This is a genomic window from Streptomyces sp. NBC_00239 (assembly GCF_036194065.1).
In the GTDB taxonomy this organism is placed as follows: Bacteria; Actinomycetota; Actinomycetes; order Streptomycetales; family Streptomycetaceae; genus Streptomyces.
Genome location: NZ_CP108095.1, coordinates 6,694,023 through 6,713,272, shown reverse-complemented (window position 1 = coordinate 6,713,272; position 19,250 = coordinate 6,694,023). Strand labels below are relative to the sequence as shown.

Here is a 19,250-nt window from a genome sequence, read left to right as displayed (position 1 = left end):
GAAATGGACCTCGCCTTTTTGCCCAGCCCATCGACCGGCGTCGTCAACCTGGGACCCATTCCACTGAGGGCTTACGCCTTCTGCATCATCCTCGGCATTTTCGTCGCCCTATGGCTCAGCAGCCGACGCTGGGCGGCGCGGGGCGGGTACAAGGAGACCGTAGGCGACATCGCCATGTGGGCCGTGCCCTTCGGCCTGGTCGGCGGACGGCTCTACCACGTAATCACCAGCCCGGAGGCGTACTTCGGAGCGGGCGGCGATCCGATCCGCGCGCTCTACATCTGGGAGGGCGGTCTGGGCATCTGGGGGGCGATCGCGCTGGGTGGCGTCGGCGCGTGGATCGGCTGCCGACGGCAGGGCGTGTCATTCCTTGCCTTCGCGGACACCGTCGCGCCCGGAGTCGCGCTGGCCCAGGCGATCGGCCGGTGGGGCAACTGGTTCAACCAGGAGCTCTACGGCAGGCCCACCACACTCCCCTGGGGCCTGGAGATCGACCCGGACAAGCGGCCGTCCGAGACCATCGATCTGGCGACGTACCACCCCACTTTCCTCTACGAATCGCTGTGGAACGTGGGCGTGGCGGTACTGCTGATCTGGGCGAGCCGCAGGTGGGCCCTTGGACACGGCAGGACCTTCGCCCTCTATGCGGCGGCGTACAGCGTCGGGCGCTTCTGGATCGAGTACCTGCGGATCGATGAAGCCCACAGCTTCCTCGGGTTCCGGCTGAACAACTGGACGTCTGTCGTGGTCTTCGTGGGCGCCGTCGCTTATCTCGTAATCTCGACGCGTCGACACACGGGGGTGGAGGACGTGTCGGCGGACGGATCCAAGACCGAGCCCCCACAGAAGCAAACGGTCGGAGCGTGATCTGGCAGCCGGCCTCTCGGTCCGGTGCTCGCCGACTGGCCGGCAGGACTCGTACTGCGCCTGGAACTCCAAGGCGATGTCGTGCAGCGAGCCGCCGTCGAATGGGTCGCCGCCCCCGCCGCTTCCCGTCCGCCCTTCTGGAACGAGCCGTGGCTGCGTGCATCGGCCGGCGAGCGCGTAACCCGCGGCGCGGCGGCTGTGTGCGGCTCATCTTGACAGCCTCGGCCGGTTCCTCGCCGTGGCTGGGTGGGACGACGCGGCAGCCGACGCGCGGCAGGGACGCGATCGCGCGCTGACCGGTGTCGCAGCCACCGAACTCCCGGCGCCTGTCGGACCCTTGATTTGTCGCAGCCGGCGTTCGCGGACATTGCCCGGTGGCTGACGGCAGGGCTCGGCGAACTGCCCAGCGAGCATACGCACCACCTCGGTGTGACCGGTCCTGCGCTGGTGGCCGACGGGGACGTGCAGCAGGACGCTCGTCTGGCTCGACGGGATCGAGCCCAGCGCGGGTGACTGCGACGTCCCCGGCACACTCGGCGCAGCCGACGTGACCGGCCCCCGGGGAAGAACCGACGGCGCGACGCAACGGCACATCGGCCGCAATCAGCGTGCCGCTCTTCCTGGGCGGGGGTCATGGCCCTCTGCTGCCCGGCTGGGTCTGGACGCTGCAGAAGACGCAGCTGTGTTGGCCTTCCTGTTCTGGGCGCGGCGGAGAGTTCCGACCGTACGAATGGAGCACTACGTGGAGCTCGCGTGGGTCGTACGGACTCCGCTGGCGGTGGCGCAGGCCCTGGTAGTGGCTGTGATGGTGCTGAGCCGATGACGGGAGGGAGGTGCCTGCGCGATGAGTGACGCGGCCTTCTGGGTGCTGGCCGTCCTCGCCGTGGCCAGCGGTTTCATGGTCTTCTGAGTCGATTCCATGGCCCGCGCGGCGTTCTCGCGGCTCGGAAGCACGTGTCCCCCGGCCCCCCGCGGCAAGAACGGGCCACCGCGCCCGCGCTGACCGGCCGGGCCATCCCCGGGATCCTGTGCCCGTGTGGCGGGTTCCCGGGCTGCTGCGGAAATCCTTCCCGGATGCGGCGAGCCCGGGCGACGGACCGGCGGCATGTCCGGCCTCCACCGTGACTGACCGCGCCAGCGCCAGAACGGGTCGCTTTTGTCGTCAGAGCGTTCCTGGCCTCGATGGGATCAAGGCACGCGCGGCTGCGGCGACTCGCCGGGCGTTGAGTCCTGCGGTGGTTGCCGTTTCGGGGTGCGGATCGCTGTGCCTGCCAGGATGGCGGCTGCGAGCGCTATCGCGGCGTTGACTTGGAATCCGGTGGCGATGCCGTCGGTGAATGCCTGGGGGGCGACACCGGAGTCGGCCAGGTCGCCTGGCCACTGGGCTGCGACGATGGCGCCCATGATCGCGATTCCCAGGGAGAGTCCGATCATTCTGGAGGCGTTCAGGGTGCCGCTGGCGATGCCGGCGCGCTCCTCGGGCACGGCGCCCATTGCAGCTGTGGTGATCGGTGTGCTGGACAGCCCGATTCCGATACCGGCGATCACGAGTCCGGGCAGTAGTTGCCGCGTTCCCCATCCGGGGTTGATTCCGGCCAGTGTGAAGAGCCCGGCTGCTGTCAGCGCCATGCCGGCGCTGATCAGGATGCGGGCGCCCGTACGGGAGACCAGCCATCCGGCGACCGGGGCCACCACGGCGACGAGGAGGCTCAGCGGCAGCAGTGTCACCCCGGCCTGCACGGGCGAGAACCCGGTGGCGAACTGGAGGTAGAGGGAGAGGAAGAAGAACAGGCTGCACATGATGGCGAGGCTGGCCAGGCCCAGGGCATTGGCGGCCACGAAGTTGGGGAGCCGGAGCAGGGTCCGGTCCAGCAGCGGTGTGGTGACGTGCCGTTCGATCAGGGCGAAGACGGTGAAGCCGGCCGCTGCGAGGCCCATCACGCTCCACAGCGTGGCAGATCTCCATCCGTAGGTGTTGGCCTGTGTGAGGCCGAAGATCATGGCCGACAGGCCGAGTCCCGAGGCGATGCCTCCGGCGATGTCCATCTTGCCCGGGCGACCGGCGGGTTGGGTTCTTCTCGGCAGTACCGCGCGGGTGGCGATCAGCATGAGGATGCCGAGGGGAACGTTGAGGAAGAAGATCGAGCGCCAGCCGAAGGCGTCGGTGAGGATCGCGCCGAGCAGGGGGCCGATGGCCAGTGCGGTGGCGCCGACGCCGGACCATACGCCCAGGGCCGCTGCTCGGCGCGGGCCGGAGAAGGATGTGCACAACAGGGCGAGGGCGGACGGTCCCATCAGTGCCGCTCCTGCGCCCTGGCCGGCACGCATGCCGATCAGGGTACTGCCGGTCGGAGACAAGGCCGCCCCGAGGGAGAGGCCCACGAAGATGGCCAGCCCGGTGAGGAAGACCGGCCGTGCGCCGTGCCGGTCGGCGAGCATGCCGCCCCACAGGGTGAGTACGGCGAAGGCGAGCGTATAGATGTTGACGACCCATTCCAGCCCTGCCAGGCCGAGGCCGAGGTCACGGCCGAGGGAGGGCAGCGCGATGGCCACCGCGGTGTCGTCGAGCAGCACCAGGAACCAGGCGAGGGCGACGGTCCCGAGGAGGAGCCACTGGCTGTGGCTCCCTCGCGTCGGCTCGGGCGGGCCGCCTCGGGCGCCGGTGCCGGTGACCGTGTCCTCTTTCACCGGGACGGCACCGGCATCGCTGCGACCCGCTGAGGCGTCACCTGCGGAGAGGCCGGGCCCGTCATCGTTCTTCTTCCGTGTACTGATCCGGGTCGGCGGTGAAGCGGTCCTTGCAGGCGGTGCTGCAGAACAGGTAGGTACGCCCCTGGTAGGTAATGCGGGGCGTGGTCGGCGAGTCCTCGACCGTCATGCCGCAGACCGGATCGGTGGCTGTCTCTGCCATGTCCTTCTCCTTCCTTGGTGCGGTGTGGTGAGTCCCGGGCAAGCCGAGGTCAGGCGCTGGGGTGGCCGCTGTCGTGGCCTTCGCCAGGGCCGGGGGCTGCGGGGGTGCCTCGTGGTGGTTGGGAGGGGGATGTTGCTGCGTGTGGCAGGCGGAGGCGTTTGAGGGCGAGGGCGTTGACGGCGACGATGATGCTGGATCCGGACATGGACAGCGCGGCGATCTCCGGGCGGAGCACCAGGCCGAAGGCGGGTTCGAAGACGCCTGCGGCGATCGGCAGGGCGATGGCGTTGTAGCCGATGGCCCAGCCGAGGTTCTGGCGCATCTTGCGCAGGGTGCCCCGGCCGATGCGCAGGGCGGTGGGGACGTCGAGGGGGTCGGAGCGCATCAGGACGAGGTCGGCAGTCTCGATGGCGACGTCGGTGCCGGCTCCGATGGCGATGCCGAGGTCGGCCTGGGCCAAGGCCGGGGCGTCGTTGACTCCGTCGCCGACCATGGCGACCTTGCGTCCGCCGCGCTGGAGTTCGGCGATCTTCGCAGCTTTGTCGCCGGGGAGGACTTCGGCGATGACGGTGTCGATGCCGAGGCGCTGCGCGATCCGCTGAGCGGTTGCCTGGTTGTCGCCGGTGAGCATGACGACTTCGACGCCGAGAGCGTGCAGTTCGGCCACCGCGGCGGCGGAGGTCTCCCGGGGCGCGTCGGCGATACCGATCAAGCCCGCTGCCTGGCCGTCGATGGTGGCGATGACGACGGTGCGGCCGGTGGCGGCCAGTTCCTCGCGCCGGGCAGCCAGCGGGCCGAGGTCGACGCCTTCGCGTTCGGCCAGGCGGCGGTTGCCGATGGCGACGCGGTGGCCGTCGACGACGGCGGTCGCTCCGTGACCGGGGACGTTCTCGAAGTGCCGGGCGCTGGCAGCCTGTACGGAGCGTGCCTGGGCGTGGCGTACGACGGCTTCGGCCAGTGGGTGCTCGGACTCGCGCTCGACCGCCGCGACCAGCCGCAGCAGATCGGCCTCGTCGGTTCCCGGGGCGGTGATCACGTCGGTGACTTCTGGTTCGCCCTTGGTCAGGGTGCCGGTCTTGTCCATGACGACGGTCTGGATGCTGGCGGATGCCTCCAGGGCGACGGCGTTCTTGAACAGTACGCCGCGTTTCGCGCCGAGGCCGGTGCCGACCATGATGGCGGTGGGGGTCGCCAGGCCCAGGGCGTCCGGGCAGGTGATGACCACCACGGTGATGGCGAACAGCATGGCGGTGCCCAGGGTGCGGTCGGTGGCCAGCAGCCAGACGGCCAGCGTCGCGGCACCGCCGAGTAGGGCGACGAAGACCAGCCAGAACGCCGCCCGGTCGGCGAGCCGCTGACCGGGGGCCTTGGAGTTCTGGGCCTGCTGGACGAGTTTGACGATCTGGGCCAGCGCCGTGTCGGCGCCTACCTTGGTGGCGCGCACCCGCAGGGTGCCGTTGGCGTTGATGGTCGCGCCGACGACCGCCGAGCCGGGGGCCTTGTGCACGGGCAGGCTCTCACCGGTGACCATGGACTCGTCGACCTCGCTCTCCCCCTCCTCCACGATCCCGTCGACGGCGATCTTGGCTCCGGGGCGGACCAGCAGCAGGTCCCCGGCCATGACCTCGGCGGTGGGGATCTCGACCGGTTCGCCGCCCCGCAGGACCAGGGCCTTGGGCGGGGCGAGGTCGAGCAGGGTGCGGATGGCGTCGTTGGCGCCGCCGCGGGCGCGCATCTCGAACCAGTGGCCGAGCAGGACGAAGGAGGCCAGCACGGTGGCCGCCTCGTAGAAGACGTCGCCGCCGCCGGTGAGCGTGACGATGAGGGAGTACAGCCAGCCCGCTCCGACGGCGACCGCCACCAGCACCATCATGTCCAGGGTGCGGGCGCGCAGGGCGCGTACGGCGCCGTCGAAGAAGATCGAGCACGAGTAGAAGATCACCGGCAGGCTCAGCAGCAGCGCCCACACGTCTTGGCGCAGGCCGAACGGGACGGGGGCATGCCAGCCGAAGACGTCCTCGCCGATCGGGGACCAGACCACGATCGGGATGGAGAACAGCAGCGCGACCAGAAAACGGTTGCGCATGTCGGCGACCATCGCCGCCATCGACATCTCGCCGTGTCCGCCGTGGCCCATGACCTCGTGCGGCGACGGCATCCCCTCCGGCGCGGCGAGGGCCTCGGCATGTTCCGCGTGCGCGCCCCGCGCCTCCTCGGCGGGTTCGGGCAGTACGGCAGCAGCGCCCGCGCCGTGTGCGTGCTCGTGCCCGGTGTGCCCGCCGGGCATCTCGGTGGCGGGTGGATCGGGTTCGGCCATCGGGTCGCAGACGTGGGCGGGCACCGACTGGCCGGCGCAGTGGTAGCCGCATTCGGTCACCCAGCCGCGCAGCTCGGCCAGCGAGGTACGCCGCGGGTCGAAGACGACCGTGGCTGACTGCGCGACCGGGTTGACCTCAACCTCCAGCACACCCGGGCGCCGCCCCAGCACCGCGGTGACCGTGCTCTGCTGCGACGCCCACACCAGGCCGCGTACATCCAGCACTGCGGTGCTGCGCTCCTTGCGCGGGCCGGCCGGGGGGTGCACATGGTGGCCGTGTTCGTCTGTGGAGCCAGGCACCGTCATCGCTCCCTTCCGTGTTCGTGTCCACCGCGGTCCGCCGGCTGGGGGCCTGGGGTGCGCCGCCTTTTCGGGAGGCGGGGCAGGCCGGCGAGTACGGTCAGGATCCGCGCTGCCTGGACGGCGGACGCGGCCAGCAGCAGGGCGGCCAGTACGAGCAGCCCGGTGCCAGGGCCGGGAGCAGAGCGGAGACCCTGGTACAGCACGCCCGCCGCCAGGACGGCGGTGGTCGTGAGAGCCCAGAAGCAGCGTTGTACGCGCTGCAGGGCATTGATGCTCATCAGTGCCCCTTCGGGTTGGCGATCCAGACCTGGATCGTGATCGCGGCGAGCGCGAGCATCAGCACGAGGGCGGCGGCGAGGGCGGGTTTGCGCTCGCGCCAGCTCCGCTTGGGGCCGCGGTCGAGGAACGGCACGAGGAAGATCAGTCCGAAGACGCCCGCGATGACGTAGGCGATGGAGGCAACGCCGAACCATTGCTCCATCGGGAAGAACCACCAGAACATCCACGGCGGGCGGGTGACTTCGATCCCGTCGACCGGGGTCGGGCCCACCACGGGCGGTACCAGCACGCTGAGAACGGACAGCAGGCCCAGCAGCACCAGCCCGAACGCGGCCACCCGCTTGAGGTGTGCGGTGAACGGCTCGGGTGACTCGGCTTCGGGCGCCGGGATCTGGGGGTGCGGCGAGATCTTGTGCCGCTTGACCAGGAGCGCGTGCCACACGAACAGCAACAGGACCAGACCGGGGATGATCACCGCGTGCGCGCTGTAGAGGCGCAGCAGGATGGGCACCCGGTCGGTCAGCTCCTGCGTGAACCAGATGCCTGCCCCGCCGAGCAGTTCGGCCACGTCCAGGTTGTGGACCAGGGCCTCGTATCCCTCCTGGTCCCACTTCAGGACGGTGCCGGTGAACACGGCGAGGAAGGTGAGGAGGAACATCGCGGCGCCGACGATCCAGTTGCCCTCGCGCGGCTTCTTGTAGGAGGCGTGGAAGAACACCCGCAGCAGGTGCAGCAGCGCCGTGACGAACATGGCCTGCGCCGCCCAGTAGTGCAGGCCGCGGGCGAAGCCGCCCAGCCACACGTCGCTCACCAGGTCCCGCACCGACTGGTTGGCGTCCTCCGGGATCGGCGAGTAGAACTGCGCGATGTAGATCCCGGTGGCCAGCAGGATCACGAACGCCACCGTGGTGATGCCGCCCAGGCTCCAGGCCAGGTTGTTGGCGTGCTCGGGCACCGGATAGGTCAGGGCCTTGGTGCCCATGCGTTCGTCGATCGCGTCGACGACACGATGGAAACGGCCGCGGTGGGCTGTCCCCGCCGGGGTCGCGGGGGCCGGTGGGGTCGGGTCGGAGGTCATCGGCCTCTGCCCTCCTTTTTCGCGGAGCGGCGCTCGAGTTCCCGGATGCTGTGAGGGGGGCGCAGCCGGACCGACAGCCACAGCCCGAGTGCGACCGCGACCAGGGCCAGCGCGAGAAGGGCCGCGTCCCCGGCATCGGCGATGCCCCGTGCGGGCCGGAACTCGTCCAGCACCACGCTCGTCCCGGTTTCGGTGCCCGTCGCGAACCGTCCGGGCTGCGGAGCGGAGGGCAGTTTGCCGCCCAGCGACTTCACAAGGATTGCGCGGGTCTCCTGGAGGGTGGCCTGGTCCTGGCCCGGACGCTCAACGACATCAAGGGCCTTGGCCACCAAGCCCAGGTCGGCGCCCTCCTTGCGCGGCGCCTCCAGGGCGTCTTCAATCCGTTCGGCCACTCGTGCCTGGCCGGCGTCGTTGGCGATCAGGGCGATGGCCTGCTCGACCAGCACCGCCGACTTGTCGCTCTCCTCCATGTCCGCCCGGGCAACGCCGGGCATCGTGAGGAGGAGCAGAGCAACCGCCGCGCCAGCCAGCCCGGCAGCACGCCGGGAAGGGACACGGAAGCCTGCCCTCTGCCGCATGCCCGCTCTCGGGCCGGGGGTGTCCTTGCGCATGACGATCGCCTTTCGTGGCGTCAGGGACACGGCCCCCGTTTGACCAGCACCAGCCGAGTGTGGGTGATGCAAAGAAGCTTCTTGTTCACTGACTCGCCGAGCTGCGGCCTGTTCACCCAGGCGAGCACGCCTCCGTCGGCCCCGCGTCGAGGCGGGGCCGGTCGATGCCGGCGCCCTGCGCTGCTTCCCGCCGTTGCCCGGGCAGAACGGGTCAGTCTTCGCGCCAGGAGTGTTTGATGAGCAGGTTCTTGGCCTCCTCGGCGACCTCCGCGTCGGCGACCACGTCGTAGCGGGCGGCCACGATCTGGCTGCGGGAGGCGAAGTCGCGGTGGCCACCGCTGAGTGAGTGGCCGGCGAATCCGAAGACCGCGCCGAACGCCGCGCCGTACAGGAGCCCGCTCGCGATGAGCACCAGGACGTGGTGGCTGCCGGCGGCGAACAGCGACAGCAGTAGCCCGATCAGCAGTCCGAACCACGCGCCGCTGCCGGCGCCGGCCAGGGTGGCCCGGCCGCGGGTGAGGCGGCCAAGGACGGTCTCGACCATGCGCAGGTCCGTACCGATGATCGCGGTTCGCTCCACGGGGTATTTGCTGTCGGACAGGAAGTCGACCGCGCTCTGGGCACCGGCGTAGGTCGAATACGAGCCGACGACCGGACGGTCCACCGCCGCGGTGGGCGTCTGCTCGGTCATTAATGGGCTCCCTCTGCTCGGGGGGTGGCTGGCCTGCGCCTCCGCCGCTTGGCCGCCGGGCCTGGGCACTGATTGCCCAGGCCGTTACAGGCAGCTGGATGGGGCAGGCGAGACGGCGCCGCCCCGTCCTTGTGGGTCAGCTCTTGCCCAGCATCGTCTTCATCTGGGCGATTTCCGCGGTCTGGGCGGTGATGATGTCGTCGGCGAGCGTCTTGGCTGGACCGTAGGCGCCTTCGGTCTTCTCGGTCTTGGCCATCTCGACCGCGCCCTCGTGGTGTTCGATCATCATGGTCAGGAACATGGTGTCGAAGCCCGTGCCGGAGGCGCCGCGCAGCTGGTCCATCCGCTGGTTGTCCATCATGCCGGGCATGCCGGAGCCGTCGTGGTCTCCACCGTCCATGCCGTCCATTCCGTCCATGCCTGTGGGGACCTTCTCGCCCCAGGCTTTCAGCCATCCGGTCATGGTGGCGATCTCCGGGTCCTGCGCCTTCTTGATCTTCGCGGCGAGGGCCTTCACCTCGTCGGAGGAGGCGTGGGTCTGGGCCATCTCGGACATGAGGATGGCCTGGCGGTGGTGCGGGATCATGCCCTGGGCGAAGGTGACATCCGCCTGGTTGTGCTCGCCCGCGGGGACGGTGGCCGGGACGGAGGCGGTGGCGGGCGGTGGGGCGCTGGTCGCGCCGCTGTCGCCCTCATCTCCGCACGCGGCCAGTCCGAGTGCGGCGACCGCCGCAACGGCGGTGGCCGCAGCGGCACGGCGGCGAAGGCGGGAGGGGGTTGTGTTCATGGTTCACAGCTCCTGGACGTGGGGGATCGAGGAATGCCGGTGTGCGGAGGCGAGCCCAGCGGGCCCCGCACCGCGGGGGCGTTTCCTAGATCCGCAGGAGCTGGAGCTGGAGCTGGGCGAGTGTGGGCGGGGCGTGCCCTCCGGACGGCTCGTACGACACCGACAGGGGGAGGCGATGCTGTGGTGTCGATGCCGCTCGGTGCACAGGCGGTCAGTGCGGGGACGAACACTGCGCCGGGAACGGCTCCCGACGCGCACATCTGGTCGGCGTGGCCGGCGTGCCGGTCCGCGCTGCCGTCGTCGTGAATGCGGGGCGAGGCCCGCCGGTAGGGGGGCTGGCCGGGCCAAGGCGGTGCATGGCCACCAGCCCGGTCAGTACGGCGAGTACCAGCGGCATCGTGAGTCGCGGCACCGGCGGCGGCGACGCACTCGGCTCGCCTCGGCTCACGGTTTCAGCGTAGGCGCGGCCTGCACGTGGCGCGCGGGCGTGGAGCCCTGGTGATGGTGTCAGGTCACGGTGAGGGTGCCTTTCATGTTCGGGTGGATGGTGCACAGGTAGGAGTAGCTGCCGGGCGTGGACGGCGCGGTGAAGGTTGCCGTCGCGCCGCCGCTGATGGTGCCGGTGTCGAACGCCTTGTCCCCGGTGGCGGTCACGGTATGTGAGGCCGAATCCCGGTTGACGACGGTGACCTTCGCCCCGGGACGCACCTGAAGATCGGCAGGGCTGAAGGTGAAGTTCTCGATCACGATGCGCACCGCGCCGGGTACGGCACTGGACGCGGTGGAAGCGGCGCTCGTAGGGGCGGGGGCTGTGCCGTAGCCGTTGCTGCCGTTCGAGCAGCCGCTCAGGGCGAGCAGCAAGCAGGCTGCCCCCGCCAGGGCGGTGCGGCCCCGCCGCGGACAGGTAGGTGACATGCGGAGTGGTCTTTCGGACGGGCTGCTTGCTCCGGGTGCGGCTGGTGATCGGCCGCGCACTCAGGGTCGCTGACCAGGGTGGCGCCCGCCAGGGCAGTACCGCCATCCGCCTCATCGGCTCGTCTGGCGGTGGGGCCATTGTGTCGCCGTGGACATCTGGGATTCAGACCTGCTGGAGAGGGCGTGGCCGCCTTCGCGGATGCTCAGGGCTGTGGACCCCTCGGGGATGGTGGCCACGGCGAGGAGGATGAGGACTGCCGGAACGGCGGCGAGCGACACCCGCAGCACGTGGTTGAGCCCGGCGTGGTGGGACGGCAGGTCGGGTTCTGTCACGTGGTCACCTCCCCGGATCGGATACACACTGGTCCTCTGTCACAGGCCGGGTGCGCCCCACAGCGGGAACCAGCGGGTCAGGTCCTGTTCAATGTGCAGGTCGTCCTTGACCGTGGCCTTGATCTGGAGTTCCAGCGGATTGTCGCGTTTGTTTCCGGGCAGCGGGGCGAACGGGTAGAACGTGCCGCGCTTGTAGAGGTAGACCAGCGCGAGGGGGCGCAGTTCGGCGTCGTGGAAGGTGACCAGGGAGCAGAGGAGTTGCGGTCCGAAGCCACTGTCCTGCAGGGCGGTGTTCACCGCGTGCAGGTCGTTGACCAGGGCGGGCATGTCGCCGGGGTCTCGGCGGGAGAGCAGCCATGAGTATCCGTAGGTGTCGCGGCTGAACTCCACCGGCTCGCCGCCGCGTTCGGAGTCCGCGTCGAGGAGGGCTCGTACCTCCTGCTGGATCTGGGCGAAGGCTCCGCCCTCGATGGCGGCAAAGCACACCGATCCGGCTCCGGTCGGGGTGAAGCCGATGGCGGCCTGGAGGGTGATCGCCGCGGAGGGCAGGCCGAAGAGCTGGTCCAGGTCGGGCCTGACCGGTTTGCTCCGTCCGAACAGGACATCCAGGAATCCCACGGGGCATCAGCTCCTTCTCATCACGCCTCGCCGGGTTCGCCGCCCGCCTCGCCGAGCTGTACGGAGATCTCCGCGAGCGCCTCGATACGGCGTTCCAGGGTGGGGTGGGTGGAGAACATGTTCGCCACCGCGGTCCCCGGCCCGAGGGCGGGGGTGAAGAAGAATGCGTTGAATGCCTGGGCAGTGCGCAGGTCCCGGGTGGGGATGCGGGCGATGTCGCCGCTGACCTTGGTCAGCGCCGAGGCAAGGACCGAGGGTTTCCCGGTGAGCATGGCCGCGGCCCGGTCGGCGGCCAGCTCCCGGTAGCGGGAGAGCGCCCGGATGAGGAGGAAGCTGATGGCGTAGACGAGGGCGGAAACCGCCATCACGGCCATGAAGACGGCTGCGGTGTTCTGGTCGCGCTGGTTGCGTCCGCCGAACAGCTGGGAGTAGAAGGCGAAGCGGACAACGAGTCCGGCGATCACGCCGAGGAACGAGGCGATGGTGATGACGGCCACGTCGCGGTGGGCGACATGGGAGAGCTCATGGGCCAGGACGCCTTCGAGTTCCTCGGTCTCCAGGCGACGCATGAGGCCGGTGGTCACGCAGACCACGGCGTGGTTGGCGTTGCGGCCGGTGGCGAACGCGTTGGGCAGGTCCATCTCCGAGACGGCCACCCGGGGCTTGGGCATGTCCGCGGTGGCGCACAGCCGGTCGATGACCCCGTGCAACTGGGGCTGTTCCTCAGGCGTGACGAGGTGCCCGTGCATGGCGTAGAGGGCGATCCGGTCGGAGTACCAGTACTGGGCGCCCAGCATGGCGGCGGCGATGACGACGACCAGGACGACGGACTTGAGCAGTACGATGAGCGCGGCTATGAACGCCACGTACAGCAGGCCGAGCAGGAACATCGTGACCACCATGCGGGCGGTCAGCTGCCGGTCGGGTTCAAAACGGCTGCGCATCGTCATCACCCTGGGATCAGGCCCTCGTCGGAGAGCAGCTCGCGTACCTGCCTGAGGCTGTTCGTCTCGTCGGGAAGTATCAGGTCGGACGGCGTGATCTGCTCGTCCGGCAGTCGTGTGCCGAGGCTGCGCACCCCGTCCAGCAGGGCCGACAGGGCGTGGGCGAACGCCGTCTCGTCACCTGAGTCGGCGGCCTCTTGCAGGGTGGAGTCCAGTTCGTTGAGCCGGGCAAGGTGTTCCTCGGTAATCTCGTACTGGCCCTCGCCGAGAATCCGCATGATCATGACGTCGCCTCCTGGTCCGGCGGTGCCTGCCTGGTCCCACCCGCCTCCACGGCCGGCGCAGCCGCGGACGCCGGGAGCTGGGCCTTCATCCGGGCCAGCTCGATCTCTACGTCGCTGCCCGCGGTGACGCGCTCCAGTTCAGCCTGGATGTCGTCACGTCCGGCGGGCAGGGTGGCGTCGTCCAGCGCGCCGGAGGCGATCAGCTCGTCCAGCGCGCCGGCGCGCGCCTGGAGCTGCTCGGTCTTGTCCTGGGCCCGCTGCATGGCCAGGCCCACATCGCCCATCTCCTCGCCGATGCCGGTCACGGCCTCGGTAATGCGGGTCTGGGCCTCGGCCGCGGTGTAGGTCGCCTTGATCGTCTCCTTACGGGTGCGGAACGCGTCCACCTTCGCCTCCAGACGCTGCGAGGCGAGGGTGAGCTTCTCCTCCTGCTCCTTCAGTGACGCCTGCTGGCCCTCAAGATCGGTGACCTGCGCTTCCACGGCCGTCCGGCGGGTCAGCGCCTCGCGCGCCAGATCCTCACGCCCCACCGCGAGTGCCTGCTCCGCCTGGCCCTGCAGCTTGCCCGCGGACTGCTGCAACTGGCTCACCTGCAGCTCGACCCGTTTGCGACTGGTCGCCACATCGGCCACACCGCGCCGTACCCGTTGCAGCATCTGGAGCTGCTGCTCGTAGGAGTAGTCCAGGACCTCGCGTGGGTCCTCGGCCTTGTCCAGCGCCTTGTTCGCCTTGATCCGGAACAAGGTGGCGATGCGTTGGGAGATGCTGGTCATGGCGACCGCCTTCCTCTGAAGTTTGTGCCCGCCGGAGGGATCGGCTGCGTCAAACCGCGCAGCCGCGGTACCGGCCCGCCGCTGGTCCTCAGCCCGGAACGCGTCTCTTCCATTGTCCGGGTGTGTCCCTGTGGCGGCAGTTTGATCGTGTTCCGTGCGGGTTGTGGCTGGTCATGGCCCGCTCCCGGCTTGGGTAGCCGCCGGCGGGCTGGGAATGTCGCGCAAGGTGTCACCGACGGCATGGGCCAGGGCTGCGGCGATGGTGCCGGCGCCCCACAGTCCCCAGGCAGCTGCGGGCGCGTCGGCGACGAGCAGAGCGGGAACGGGCAGCACACCGGCAGCCAGGAGGGCGGGGGCGGTGCGGTGGAGGGTGCGGTCCAGGCGCGAGGCGTCTCGCCGGTGGCACCTGGCGAGACGCAGTGCGCACGCCGCGATGGTCAGAACCTGGACGGTGATCAGGAGCCAGACCAGGACAAGGGCGGCAGCCATGTCTATCGCCTCCTGTCGGGGCCGCGGGGCCGACGGTGGCGCTCGATGCGGGCGAGCACGAGGAGCACCAGCACGATCCCGGCGAGCACGCCGGCCACGATCGCTGCCTGGACGAGGACGGGGAGTCCAGTCATCAGCTCCTCCCGGTGGCGGAGTGCCGGGACGTCGCCTCGGGCGCCGGCCCCGGCTCGTGCCCGGACGGGGTGTCCTTGCCCGGCGAAGCGGGGCTACCGCGGCGAGGCCGACGTGGCCAGAAGCGGGGAGTACGGGCGGCGTAGGCCGTCCACTCCTCACCGAACCGGGCCGCGACCTCGCGTTCCTCGCTGCGGGCCAGGCGCGCGTACACGTACACCAGGACCGGGAACATGATCAGGGTGGGGAGGGTGGGCCACTGCAGCAGGAACCCGATCATGATGAGCAGGAAGCCGTCGTACTGCGGGTGGCGCACCCAGGCGTAGAGGCCGGTGGTGGCGAGCCTGTCGTGCTGTGCGGCGTCGTGCAGGACCTTCCAGGCGGCGGCGATCAGCCAGAATCCGAAGCCGATGGCGACGTAGCTGGCCAGGTGGAAGGGGCTCAGGTGCGGATCGCCCGACCAGCCGGTCAGGTCGTTCCACAGGTGCCCGCCTGCGTGGGTGTCTTCCAGGAGCGGGAACTGGTTGCCGAGCCAGCTGCCCAGCAGGTAGATGGTCAGCGGGGTGCCGTACATCTCGGTGAACAGCGCCACCAGGAAGGCGCTGTAGGCGCCCATGGCCCGCCAGTCCCGTTTGGATTTCGGGTGGAAGAAGCTGGCGGCGAAGACGATGAACAGCGCCGTGTTGAGCACCACCAGCGGCCACAGGCCGTATGCGGCGTCACCCATCACGTCCTCCTCGGGGCGGTGTCCGCTGTCCGCGGGCCAGTGCGCTCATGCGCCGCTGGTAGGCGGCCGCGTCGATCTGGCCGTGGGTTCGCAGGCCCGCACACCAGCGTTCGGCGGCCTCCAGAGCGGCGCGGCGGCCCCGCAGCCGCGCCAAAGGGGGCCACCGGCTCTCGCGAGGTGTGATCAGGCGGCCGATGTCGTAGACCAGGGCCGCGAGAATCAGCCCGCCGATCAAGATCGCGATCAAGGCTTGCATGCCACGTCACCTGACCTCGCCCGCTGGTTTCAGCGGAAGGGCTTGTGGTCGTGCGGGTCGCGGTCCTTGGGCACGTCATCGTGCCTGTGGATGTCGTCACCGCCGTGCATGCCGCGCATCATGAAGAACATCATCAGCGGGCAGAGGGCAACGATGGCGAGGATGGCGAGGGTGCCCAGGGGCACGCCGAGCGTCATTGCGCCGACCAGGGCGATGGCGATGGCGATCGCGTAGAGGCCGTAGTTCCTGTTGTTGTTCATGGCCGGTCCTCCTCCTTGGGAGGGTCGTCAGGGTTTGGCGGGGCCGGAGGAGCGCAGGGCGGTCAGGCGCCGCTGGTAGTCCTCTTCGTCGATGTCGCCGCGGGCGAAGCGTTCGGCGAGCAGCTGCTCGGGCGAGGGCCCGGAGGGCATGTGGGTGTGTTCGGGGGCACGGTTCAGGGCGCGGAAGAGCAGGACGGCGGCGGTGATGATCAGGGCCCAGAAGAGGATCATGCTGGCCGACATGGCGAACCAGCCCCAGCCGCTGACGTCGTGGTCGAACCAGAACATCATCGCGTTTCACTTCCCGGGATTCGGGGGCTGCGGGCGCGGGGCCCGCCGTCCGGCCGGTGACTCCTGCTACCAATGTCGCCCCGCCAGGCCGTATGCGCAGGGGCCACCTGGTCCCCTGTATCGGGACCGTTCAGCCCCTACCTGGTTGGGGTAGACGGGGGCGAGGCTGGAGGGAGTGAAAAACGCAGGGAGGCCATTGCCATGGGTTTCGCCGATGTGATCGTGGTGTTGTCTGCTGCCGTGCTGATCGCCGGCCTGGGGTGGTTCTTCTTCGGTCCGCGCCGGGCCCGTGCCGCGCACCTGGAGGGCGGGGTGCAGCGGGTCGATGTGACGGTGCGGGGCGGCTACAGCCCCGATGTCATCCGGGTCCGACAGGGGATTCCGGTGGAGCTGGTCTTCGACCGGCAGGAGTCCGGCGAGTGCACCAACCGGGTCGTCTTCCCCGACCTACGCGTCAGCGCCGGGCTGCCGGCCTTCACCCGCACCACCGTGCGCGTCAGCCCGGATCAGGCAGGATCGTTCGGGTTCGCCTGCGGAATGAACATGATCCACGGCACGCTGCTGGTCGAACCGGCGGACGGTTCCGGCATCACGGAAGTCACCCCCGACGGAGACGGTACGGAAACCTCTGCCGCCGCCACCGAAGCGGAACATAGGGGCGGCGGGGGGACCGGGGCCGAGGCGGAGGCGGCGGAGGCCGCCGAGCGGCGCGCGGAGATCACGGACCTGACGCGCCGGGTCGCCGTAGGCGCCGTGCTCACCGCCCCGGTGCTCTTCGCCGTCATGGCCCACGAGCTGTTCGGCGCCGACTGGGTGCCCGAATGGATGCTGGGCCACTGGCTGCAACTGGCCCTGATTACTCCGGTGATGTTCTACACCGGCTGGCCCATCCACTCGACCGGCTGGCTCACCTTGCGCCACCGCAGCGCGGACATGAACTCCCTCATCACGCTGGGCACCACCGCCGCGTACGGCTACAGCCTGATCGTCACGCTCGCCCCCAGCCTGCTGCCCGAGGATCTGCGCGAGGTGTACTTCGAGGCGGTCGGGGTGATCCTCACCCTGATCCTGCTCGGCAGGCTGCTGGAGGCCCGCGCCAAGGCCGGGACCGGCGAAGCCATCCGCGCACTGCTGGGCCTGCAAGCCCGCACCGCCCGGGTGATCCGCGACGGCACCGAAACCGAGATCCCCGTGGAAGACGTGGCGGTCGGCGACGAGGTCGTGATCCGGCCCGGAGAGAAGATCCCGGTCGACTCCGAGGTGCTCTCGGGGTCCTCGGCGGTGGACGAGTCGATGGTCACCGGCGAACCGATGCCGGTCACCAAACGGGCCGGAGACACCGTGATCGGCGCGACCGTCAACGGCACCGGCTCCCTGCGGGTACGCGCGAGCAAGGTCGGCGCGGACACCATGCTCGCGCAGATCATCCGCTTGGTGCAGCAGGCCCAGGCGTCCAAGGCGCCCATCCAGCGGCTCGCCGACGCGGTTTCCGCCTACTTCGTGCCCGCCGTCATCGCCATCGCCATCGCCGCCTTCGCGCTCTGGTACACCATCGGCCCCGCCCCGGCCCTGACGCTCGCGCTGGTCTCCGCGGTCGCGGTGCTGATCATCGCCTGCCCCTGCGCCCTGGGACTCGCCACCCCGCTGTCGGTCATGGTCGGCACGGGCAAGGGCGCCCAGGCGGGCATCCTGATCCGCTCCGCCGAGGCGCTGGAGACCGCGCACAAGCTCGACACCGTCGTCCTGGACAAGACTGGCACCGTCACTGCGGGCAAGCCCGTCCTCACCGACGTGCACGCGGCAGACGGCTTCCAGGACAACGAGCTGCTGGTCCTGGTCGCGGCGGCCGAGGCGGACAGTGAGCACCCGCTCGCCGGCGCGATCGTCACCGGAGCCCGGCAGCGCGGTCTCACCCTGCCTGCGGCGCAGGGCTTCGACTCCGTCACGGGCAAGGGGGTACGGGCCACCGTGGAAGGCCACGCTGTGCTGGTCGGCACCGCCCGGCTGCTCGGCGACGCCGGTATCGACACCAGCGCCCTCACCCCGGTCGCGGCCGGGATGTCCGCCCAGGGCAAGACCCCCGTCCTCGCCGCCGTCGACGGCCGGCCCGCCGGTGTCCTCGCCGTCGCCGACACCGTCAAGGACGACTCCGCCCAGGCCATCGCCGCCCTGCGGCGGCTCGGTATCGACGTGGTCATCATCACCGGTGACAACGCCCGCACCGCCGCCGCGATCGCCGCCCAGGTCGGCGTGGACCGGGTCCTGGCCGAGGTACTGCCCGAGCACAAGGCGGACGAGATCCGCCGCCTACAGGCGGAGGGCCGCACGGTCGGTATGGTCGGCGACGGCATCAACGACGCCCCCGCCCTCGCCGCCGCCGACGTGGGACTCGCGATCGGCACCGGCACCGACGTCGCGATCGAAGCGGCCGACATCACCCTTATCTCCGGCTCCCTGACCGGAGTGGTCACCGCCATCCGCCTCTCCCGGGCCACCATGCGCAACATCCGGCAGAACCTGTTCTTCGCCCTCGTCTACAACGCCGTCGGCATCCCCCTCGCCGCCGGAGCCCTCTACCCGGTGTGGGGCATCCGCCTCAGCCCGATCATCGCCGCCGCCGCCATGGCCCTGTCCTCCCTGTCGGTGGTAACCAACGCATCCCGCCTGCGCCGCTGGCATCCGACGCCGCTGCCGCCCGCCACGGTGGAGCCCGTCGAGCCTCGGGTCGAATCCGCTGCCGACCGGGCCCCGGCCCATGCCGCAGAGAGTGATGGCCAACGGCCGCACCTCGAGCCCGTGGCCGGGGAAGACCACTCGCAGGGCGCCGAGGCGATCACGGTGGACCCGGTGTGCGGCATGCGCGTGGACCCGGCTGCCGCCGCCGAACGGCGCGACGCCGCCAGCGGCAGCTACTTCTTCTGCTCCGCGCACTGCGCGGCAGCCTTTGACGCCGACCCGGTCCACTACCGCGCACTCGCGGCAGGCGGGGCCCATGAAGGAGGTGAGAGCAGATGACCGCCAAACCCGGCCACGCGAGCACCTCGGACCTGGCACCGGGCGCGGCCCCGCACGGCTACGCCGACCACAAGGGCGACCACCTCGCCCGGCTGCACAAGGTCGAGGGCCAGGTCCGCGGGATCGCCCGCATGGTCGACGACGACCGGTACTGCATCGACGTCCTCACCCAGATCAGCGCCGTCAACCGAGCCCTGCAGGAAGTCGCGCTCGGCCTGCTCGACGACCACGTACGGCATTGCGTCACCGACGCCGCACGCTCGAATCCGGCCGAGGGCGAGGCCAAGCTGGCCGAACTTGCCCTCGCCCTGCGCCGCACACTGCGCCTGTGACCGCCTCTCCGACCCACAGGCCAGGAAAACCCCGCAG

General features: G+C 70.2%; 23 protein-coding genes and 1 pseudogene. 4 read left to right on the top strand and 20 right to left on the bottom strand.

Annotated features, from left to right (window positions below):
* Positions 1 to 3: 3 nt before the first annotated feature.
* Both lgt and OG764_RS29600 read left to right on the top strand, forming a co-directional pair.
* A complete protein-coding gene (gene lgt / locus OG764_RS29605; protein WP_328971474.1) occupies positions 4 to 867 on the top strand; it encodes a prolipoprotein diacylglyceryl transferase in 864 nt (287 codons plus the stop codon).
* A 593-nt stretch (positions 868 to 1,460) separates the two neighbouring features.
* A pseudogene (locus OG764_RS29600) lies at positions 1,461 to 1,690 on the top strand (NADH-quinone oxidoreductase subunit H); the annotation flags it as partial.
* A 365-nt stretch (positions 1,691 to 2,055) separates the two neighbouring features.
* Here the strand turns inward: OG764_RS29600 and OG764_RS29595 are convergent.
* The 20 genes from OG764_RS29595 to OG764_RS29500 form a co-directional block, all read right to left on the bottom strand.
* Positions 2,056 to 3,555, bottom strand: coding sequence for an MFS transporter (locus tag OG764_RS29595; RefSeq protein WP_328971473.1), 1,500 nt, complete (start codon positions 3,553 to 3,555; stop codon positions 2,056 to 2,058).
* A gap of 61 nt (positions 3,556 to 3,616) precedes the next feature.
* On the bottom strand, positions 3,617 to 3,778 hold the full coding sequence (locus OG764_RS29590; protein WP_328971472.1) for a YHS domain-containing protein: 162 nt from the start codon (positions 3,776 to 3,778) through the stop codon (positions 3,617 to 3,619).
* Positions 3,779 to 3,827: 49 nt separating this feature from the next.
* Positions 3,828 to 6,320, bottom strand: a complete 2,493-nt coding sequence (locus OG764_RS29585; protein WP_328971471.1) for a heavy metal translocating P-type ATPase — start codon at positions 6,318 to 6,320, stop codon at positions 3,828 to 3,830.
* Between the two features lie 77 nt (positions 6,321 to 6,397).
* Positions 6,398 to 6,676: a hypothetical protein gene (locus OG764_RS29580; RefSeq protein WP_328971470.1), complete on the bottom strand. Its 279-nt coding sequence runs from the start codon at positions 6,674 to 6,676 to the stop codon at positions 6,398 to 6,400.
* Positions 6,676 to 7,755 carry a cytochrome b N-terminal domain-containing protein gene (locus OG764_RS29575; protein ID WP_328971469.1) on the bottom strand — a complete coding sequence of 360 codons (1,080 nt, stop codon included), beginning with the start codon at positions 7,753 to 7,755 and terminating at the stop codon, positions 6,676 to 6,678. Before OG764_RS29575 ends, OG764_RS29580 begins: the two co-directional genes overlap by 1 nt.
* Positions 7,752 to 8,366, bottom strand: coding sequence for a hypothetical protein (locus OG764_RS29570; RefSeq protein WP_328971468.1), 615 nt, complete (start codon positions 8,364 to 8,366; stop codon positions 7,752 to 7,754). Before OG764_RS29570 ends, OG764_RS29575 begins: the two co-directional genes overlap by 4 nt.
* Positions 8,367 to 8,577: 211 nt before the next feature.
* Positions 8,578 to 9,057, bottom strand: a complete 480-nt coding sequence (locus OG764_RS29565; RefSeq protein ID WP_328971467.1) for a general stress protein — start codon at positions 9,055 to 9,057, stop codon at positions 8,578 to 8,580.
* Between the two features lie 136 nt (positions 9,058 to 9,193).
* Positions 9,194 to 9,844 (bottom strand): DUF305 domain-containing protein, encoded by a 651-nt coding sequence (locus OG764_RS29560; RefSeq protein ID WP_328971466.1) that lies wholly within the window; start codon positions 9,842 to 9,844, stop codon positions 9,194 to 9,196.
* A gap of 507 nt (positions 9,845 to 10,351) precedes the next feature.
* A complete protein-coding gene (locus OG764_RS29555; RefSeq protein ID WP_328971465.1) occupies positions 10,352 to 10,759 on the bottom strand; it encodes a cupredoxin domain-containing protein in 408 nt (135 codons plus the stop codon).
* A 111-nt stretch (positions 10,760 to 10,870) separates the two neighbouring features.
* Positions 10,871 to 11,092 carry a hypothetical protein gene (locus OG764_RS29550; protein ID WP_328971464.1) on the bottom strand — a complete coding sequence of 74 codons (222 nt, stop codon included), beginning with the start codon at positions 11,090 to 11,092 and terminating at the stop codon, positions 10,871 to 10,873.
* 39 nt (positions 11,093 to 11,131) lie between these two features.
* The gene (pspAB, locus tag OG764_RS29545) at positions 11,132 to 11,710 is read right to left on the bottom strand and encodes a PspA-associated protein PspAB (RefSeq protein ID WP_328971463.1); all 579 of its coding nucleotides are present in this window, start codon (positions 11,708 to 11,710) and stop codon (positions 11,132 to 11,134) included.
* Positions 11,711 to 11,730: 20 nt separating this feature from the next.
* Positions 11,731 to 12,654, bottom strand: a complete 924-nt coding sequence (gene htpX, locus OG764_RS29540; RefSeq protein ID WP_328971462.1) for a zinc metalloprotease HtpX — start codon at positions 12,652 to 12,654, stop codon at positions 11,731 to 11,733.
* Positions 12,655 to 12,659: 5 nt separating this feature from the next.
* Positions 12,660 to 12,938 (bottom strand): PspA-associated protein PspAA, encoded by a 279-nt coding sequence (pspAA, locus tag OG764_RS29535; RefSeq protein ID WP_328971461.1) that lies wholly within the window; start codon positions 12,936 to 12,938, stop codon positions 12,660 to 12,662.
* Entirely contained in the window at positions 12,935 to 13,711 is a 777-nt protein-coding gene (locus OG764_RS29530) for a PspA/IM30 family protein (RefSeq protein WP_328971460.1), read from the bottom strand. Before OG764_RS29530 ends, pspAA begins: the two co-directional genes overlap by 4 nt.
* 171 nt (positions 13,712 to 13,882) lie before the next feature.
* Positions 13,883 to 14,200: a hypothetical protein gene (locus tag OG764_RS29525; protein WP_328971459.1), complete on the bottom strand. Its 318-nt coding sequence runs from the start codon at positions 14,198 to 14,200 to the stop codon at positions 13,883 to 13,885.
* Positions 14,201 to 14,202: 2 nt separating this feature from the next.
* Entirely contained in the window at positions 14,203 to 14,334 is a 132-nt protein-coding gene (locus tag OG764_RS29520; RefSeq protein ID WP_266445806.1) for a hypothetical protein, read from the bottom strand.
* The gene (locus OG764_RS29515; RefSeq protein ID WP_328971458.1) at positions 14,334 to 15,059 is read right to left on the bottom strand and encodes an isoprenylcysteine carboxylmethyltransferase family protein; all 726 of its coding nucleotides are present in this window, start codon (positions 15,057 to 15,059) and stop codon (positions 14,334 to 14,336) included. Before OG764_RS29515 ends, OG764_RS29520 begins: the two co-directional genes overlap by 1 nt.
* Entirely contained in the window at positions 15,052 to 15,315 is a 264-nt protein-coding gene (locus tag OG764_RS29510; protein WP_328971457.1) for a hypothetical protein, read from the bottom strand. The genes OG764_RS29515 and OG764_RS29510 overlap by 8 nt, the downstream gene beginning before the upstream one ends.
* Positions 15,316 to 15,344: 29 nt before the next feature.
* On the bottom strand, positions 15,345 to 15,575 hold the full coding sequence (locus OG764_RS29505; protein WP_328971456.1) for a DUF2933 domain-containing protein: 231 nt from the start codon (positions 15,573 to 15,575) through the stop codon (positions 15,345 to 15,347).
* Positions 15,576 to 15,602: 27 nt separating this feature from the next.
* Positions 15,603 to 15,866 (bottom strand): SHOCT domain-containing protein, encoded by a 264-nt coding sequence (locus tag OG764_RS29500; protein WP_266445814.1) that lies wholly within the window; start codon positions 15,864 to 15,866, stop codon positions 15,603 to 15,605.
* A gap of 201 nt (positions 15,867 to 16,067) precedes the next feature.
* Here OG764_RS29500 and OG764_RS29495 point away from each other — a divergent pair, with 201 nt between their 5' ends.
* Complete coding sequence (locus tag OG764_RS29495; protein WP_328971455.1) at positions 16,068 to 18,881, top strand: heavy metal translocating P-type ATPase; 2,814 nt, start codon at positions 16,068 to 16,070, stop codon at positions 18,879 to 18,881.
* Positions 18,878 to 19,213, top strand: a complete 336-nt coding sequence (locus tag OG764_RS29490) for a metal-sensitive transcriptional regulator (RefSeq protein WP_266445819.1) — start codon at positions 18,878 to 18,880, stop codon at positions 19,211 to 19,213. Before OG764_RS29495 ends, OG764_RS29490 begins: the two co-directional genes overlap by 4 nt.
* Positions 19,214 to 19,250: the final 37 nt, after the last annotated feature.

What these genes read in the sequence shown, in the direction of transcription:
- OG764_RS29530 (WP_328971460.1), bottom strand. Translation starts at nt 13,711, where the DNA reads ATGACCAGCATCTCCCAACGCATCGCCACCTTGTTCCGGATCAAGGCG.
- OG764_RS29495 (WP_328971455.1), top strand. Translation starts at nt 16,068, where the DNA reads ATGGGTTTCGCCGATGTGATCGTGGTGTTGTCTGCTGCCGTGCTGATC.
- OG764_RS29525 (WP_328971459.1), bottom strand. Translation starts at nt 14,200, where the DNA reads ATGGCTGCCGCCCTTGTCCTGGTCTGGCTCCTGATCACCGTCCAGGTT.
- OG764_RS29565 (WP_328971467.1), bottom strand. Translation starts at nt 9,057, where the DNA reads ATGACCGAGCAGACGCCCACCGCGGCGGTGGACCGTCCGGTCGTCGGC.
- OG764_RS29575 (WP_328971469.1), bottom strand. Translation starts at nt 7,755, where the DNA reads ATGACCTCCGACCCGACCCCACCGGCCCCCGCGACCCCGGCGGGGACA.
- OG764_RS29515 (WP_328971458.1), bottom strand. Translation starts at nt 15,059, where the DNA reads ATGGGTGACGCCGCATACGGCCTGTGGCCGCTGGTGGTGCTCAACACG.
- OG764_RS29570 (WP_328971468.1), bottom strand. Translation starts at nt 8,366, where the DNA reads ATGCGCAAGGACACCCCCGGCCCGAGAGCGGGCATGCGGCAGAGGGCA.
- OG764_RS29560 (WP_328971466.1), bottom strand. Translation starts at nt 9,844, where the DNA reads ATGAACACAACCCCCTCCCGCCTTCGCCGCCGTGCCGCTGCGGCCACC.
- OG764_RS29510 (WP_328971457.1), bottom strand. Translation starts at nt 15,315, where the DNA reads ATGCAAGCCTTGATCGCGATCTTGATCGGCGGGCTGATTCTCGCGGCC.
- OG764_RS29505 (WP_328971456.1), bottom strand. Translation starts at nt 15,575, where the DNA reads ATGAACAACAACAGGAACTACGGCCTCTACGCGATCGCCATCGCCATC.
- OG764_RS29580 (WP_328971470.1), bottom strand. Translation starts at nt 6,676, where the DNA reads ATGAGCATCAATGCCCTGCAGCGCGTACAACGCTGCTTCTGGGCTCTC.
- OG764_RS29520 (WP_266445806.1), bottom strand. Translation starts at nt 14,334, where the DNA reads ATGACTGGACTCCCCGTCCTCGTCCAGGCAGCGATCGTGGCCGGCGTG.
- OG764_RS29590 (WP_328971472.1), bottom strand. Translation starts at nt 3,778, where the DNA reads ATGGCAGAGACAGCCACCGATCCGGTCTGCGGCATGACGGTCGAGGAC.
- OG764_RS29555 (WP_328971465.1), bottom strand. Translation starts at nt 10,759, where the DNA reads ATGTCACCTACCTGTCCGCGGCGGGGCCGCACCGCCCTGGCGGGGGCA.
- pspAA (WP_328971461.1), bottom strand. Translation starts at nt 12,938, where the DNA reads ATGATCATGCGGATTCTCGGCGAGGGCCAGTACGAGATTACCGAGGAA.
- OG764_RS29500 (WP_266445814.1), bottom strand. Translation starts at nt 15,866, where the DNA reads ATGATGTTCTGGTTCGACCACGACGTCAGCGGCTGGGGCTGGTTCGCC.
- lgt (WP_328971474.1), top strand. Translation starts at nt 4, where the DNA reads ATGGACCTCGCCTTTTTGCCCAGCCCATCGACCGGCGTCGTCAACCTG.
- htpX (WP_328971462.1), bottom strand. Translation starts at nt 12,654, where the DNA reads ATGCGCAGCCGTTTTGAACCCGACCGGCAGCTGACCGCCCGCATGGTG.
- OG764_RS29490 (WP_266445819.1), top strand. Translation starts at nt 18,878, where the DNA reads ATGACCGCCAAACCCGGCCACGCGAGCACCTCGGACCTGGCACCGGGC.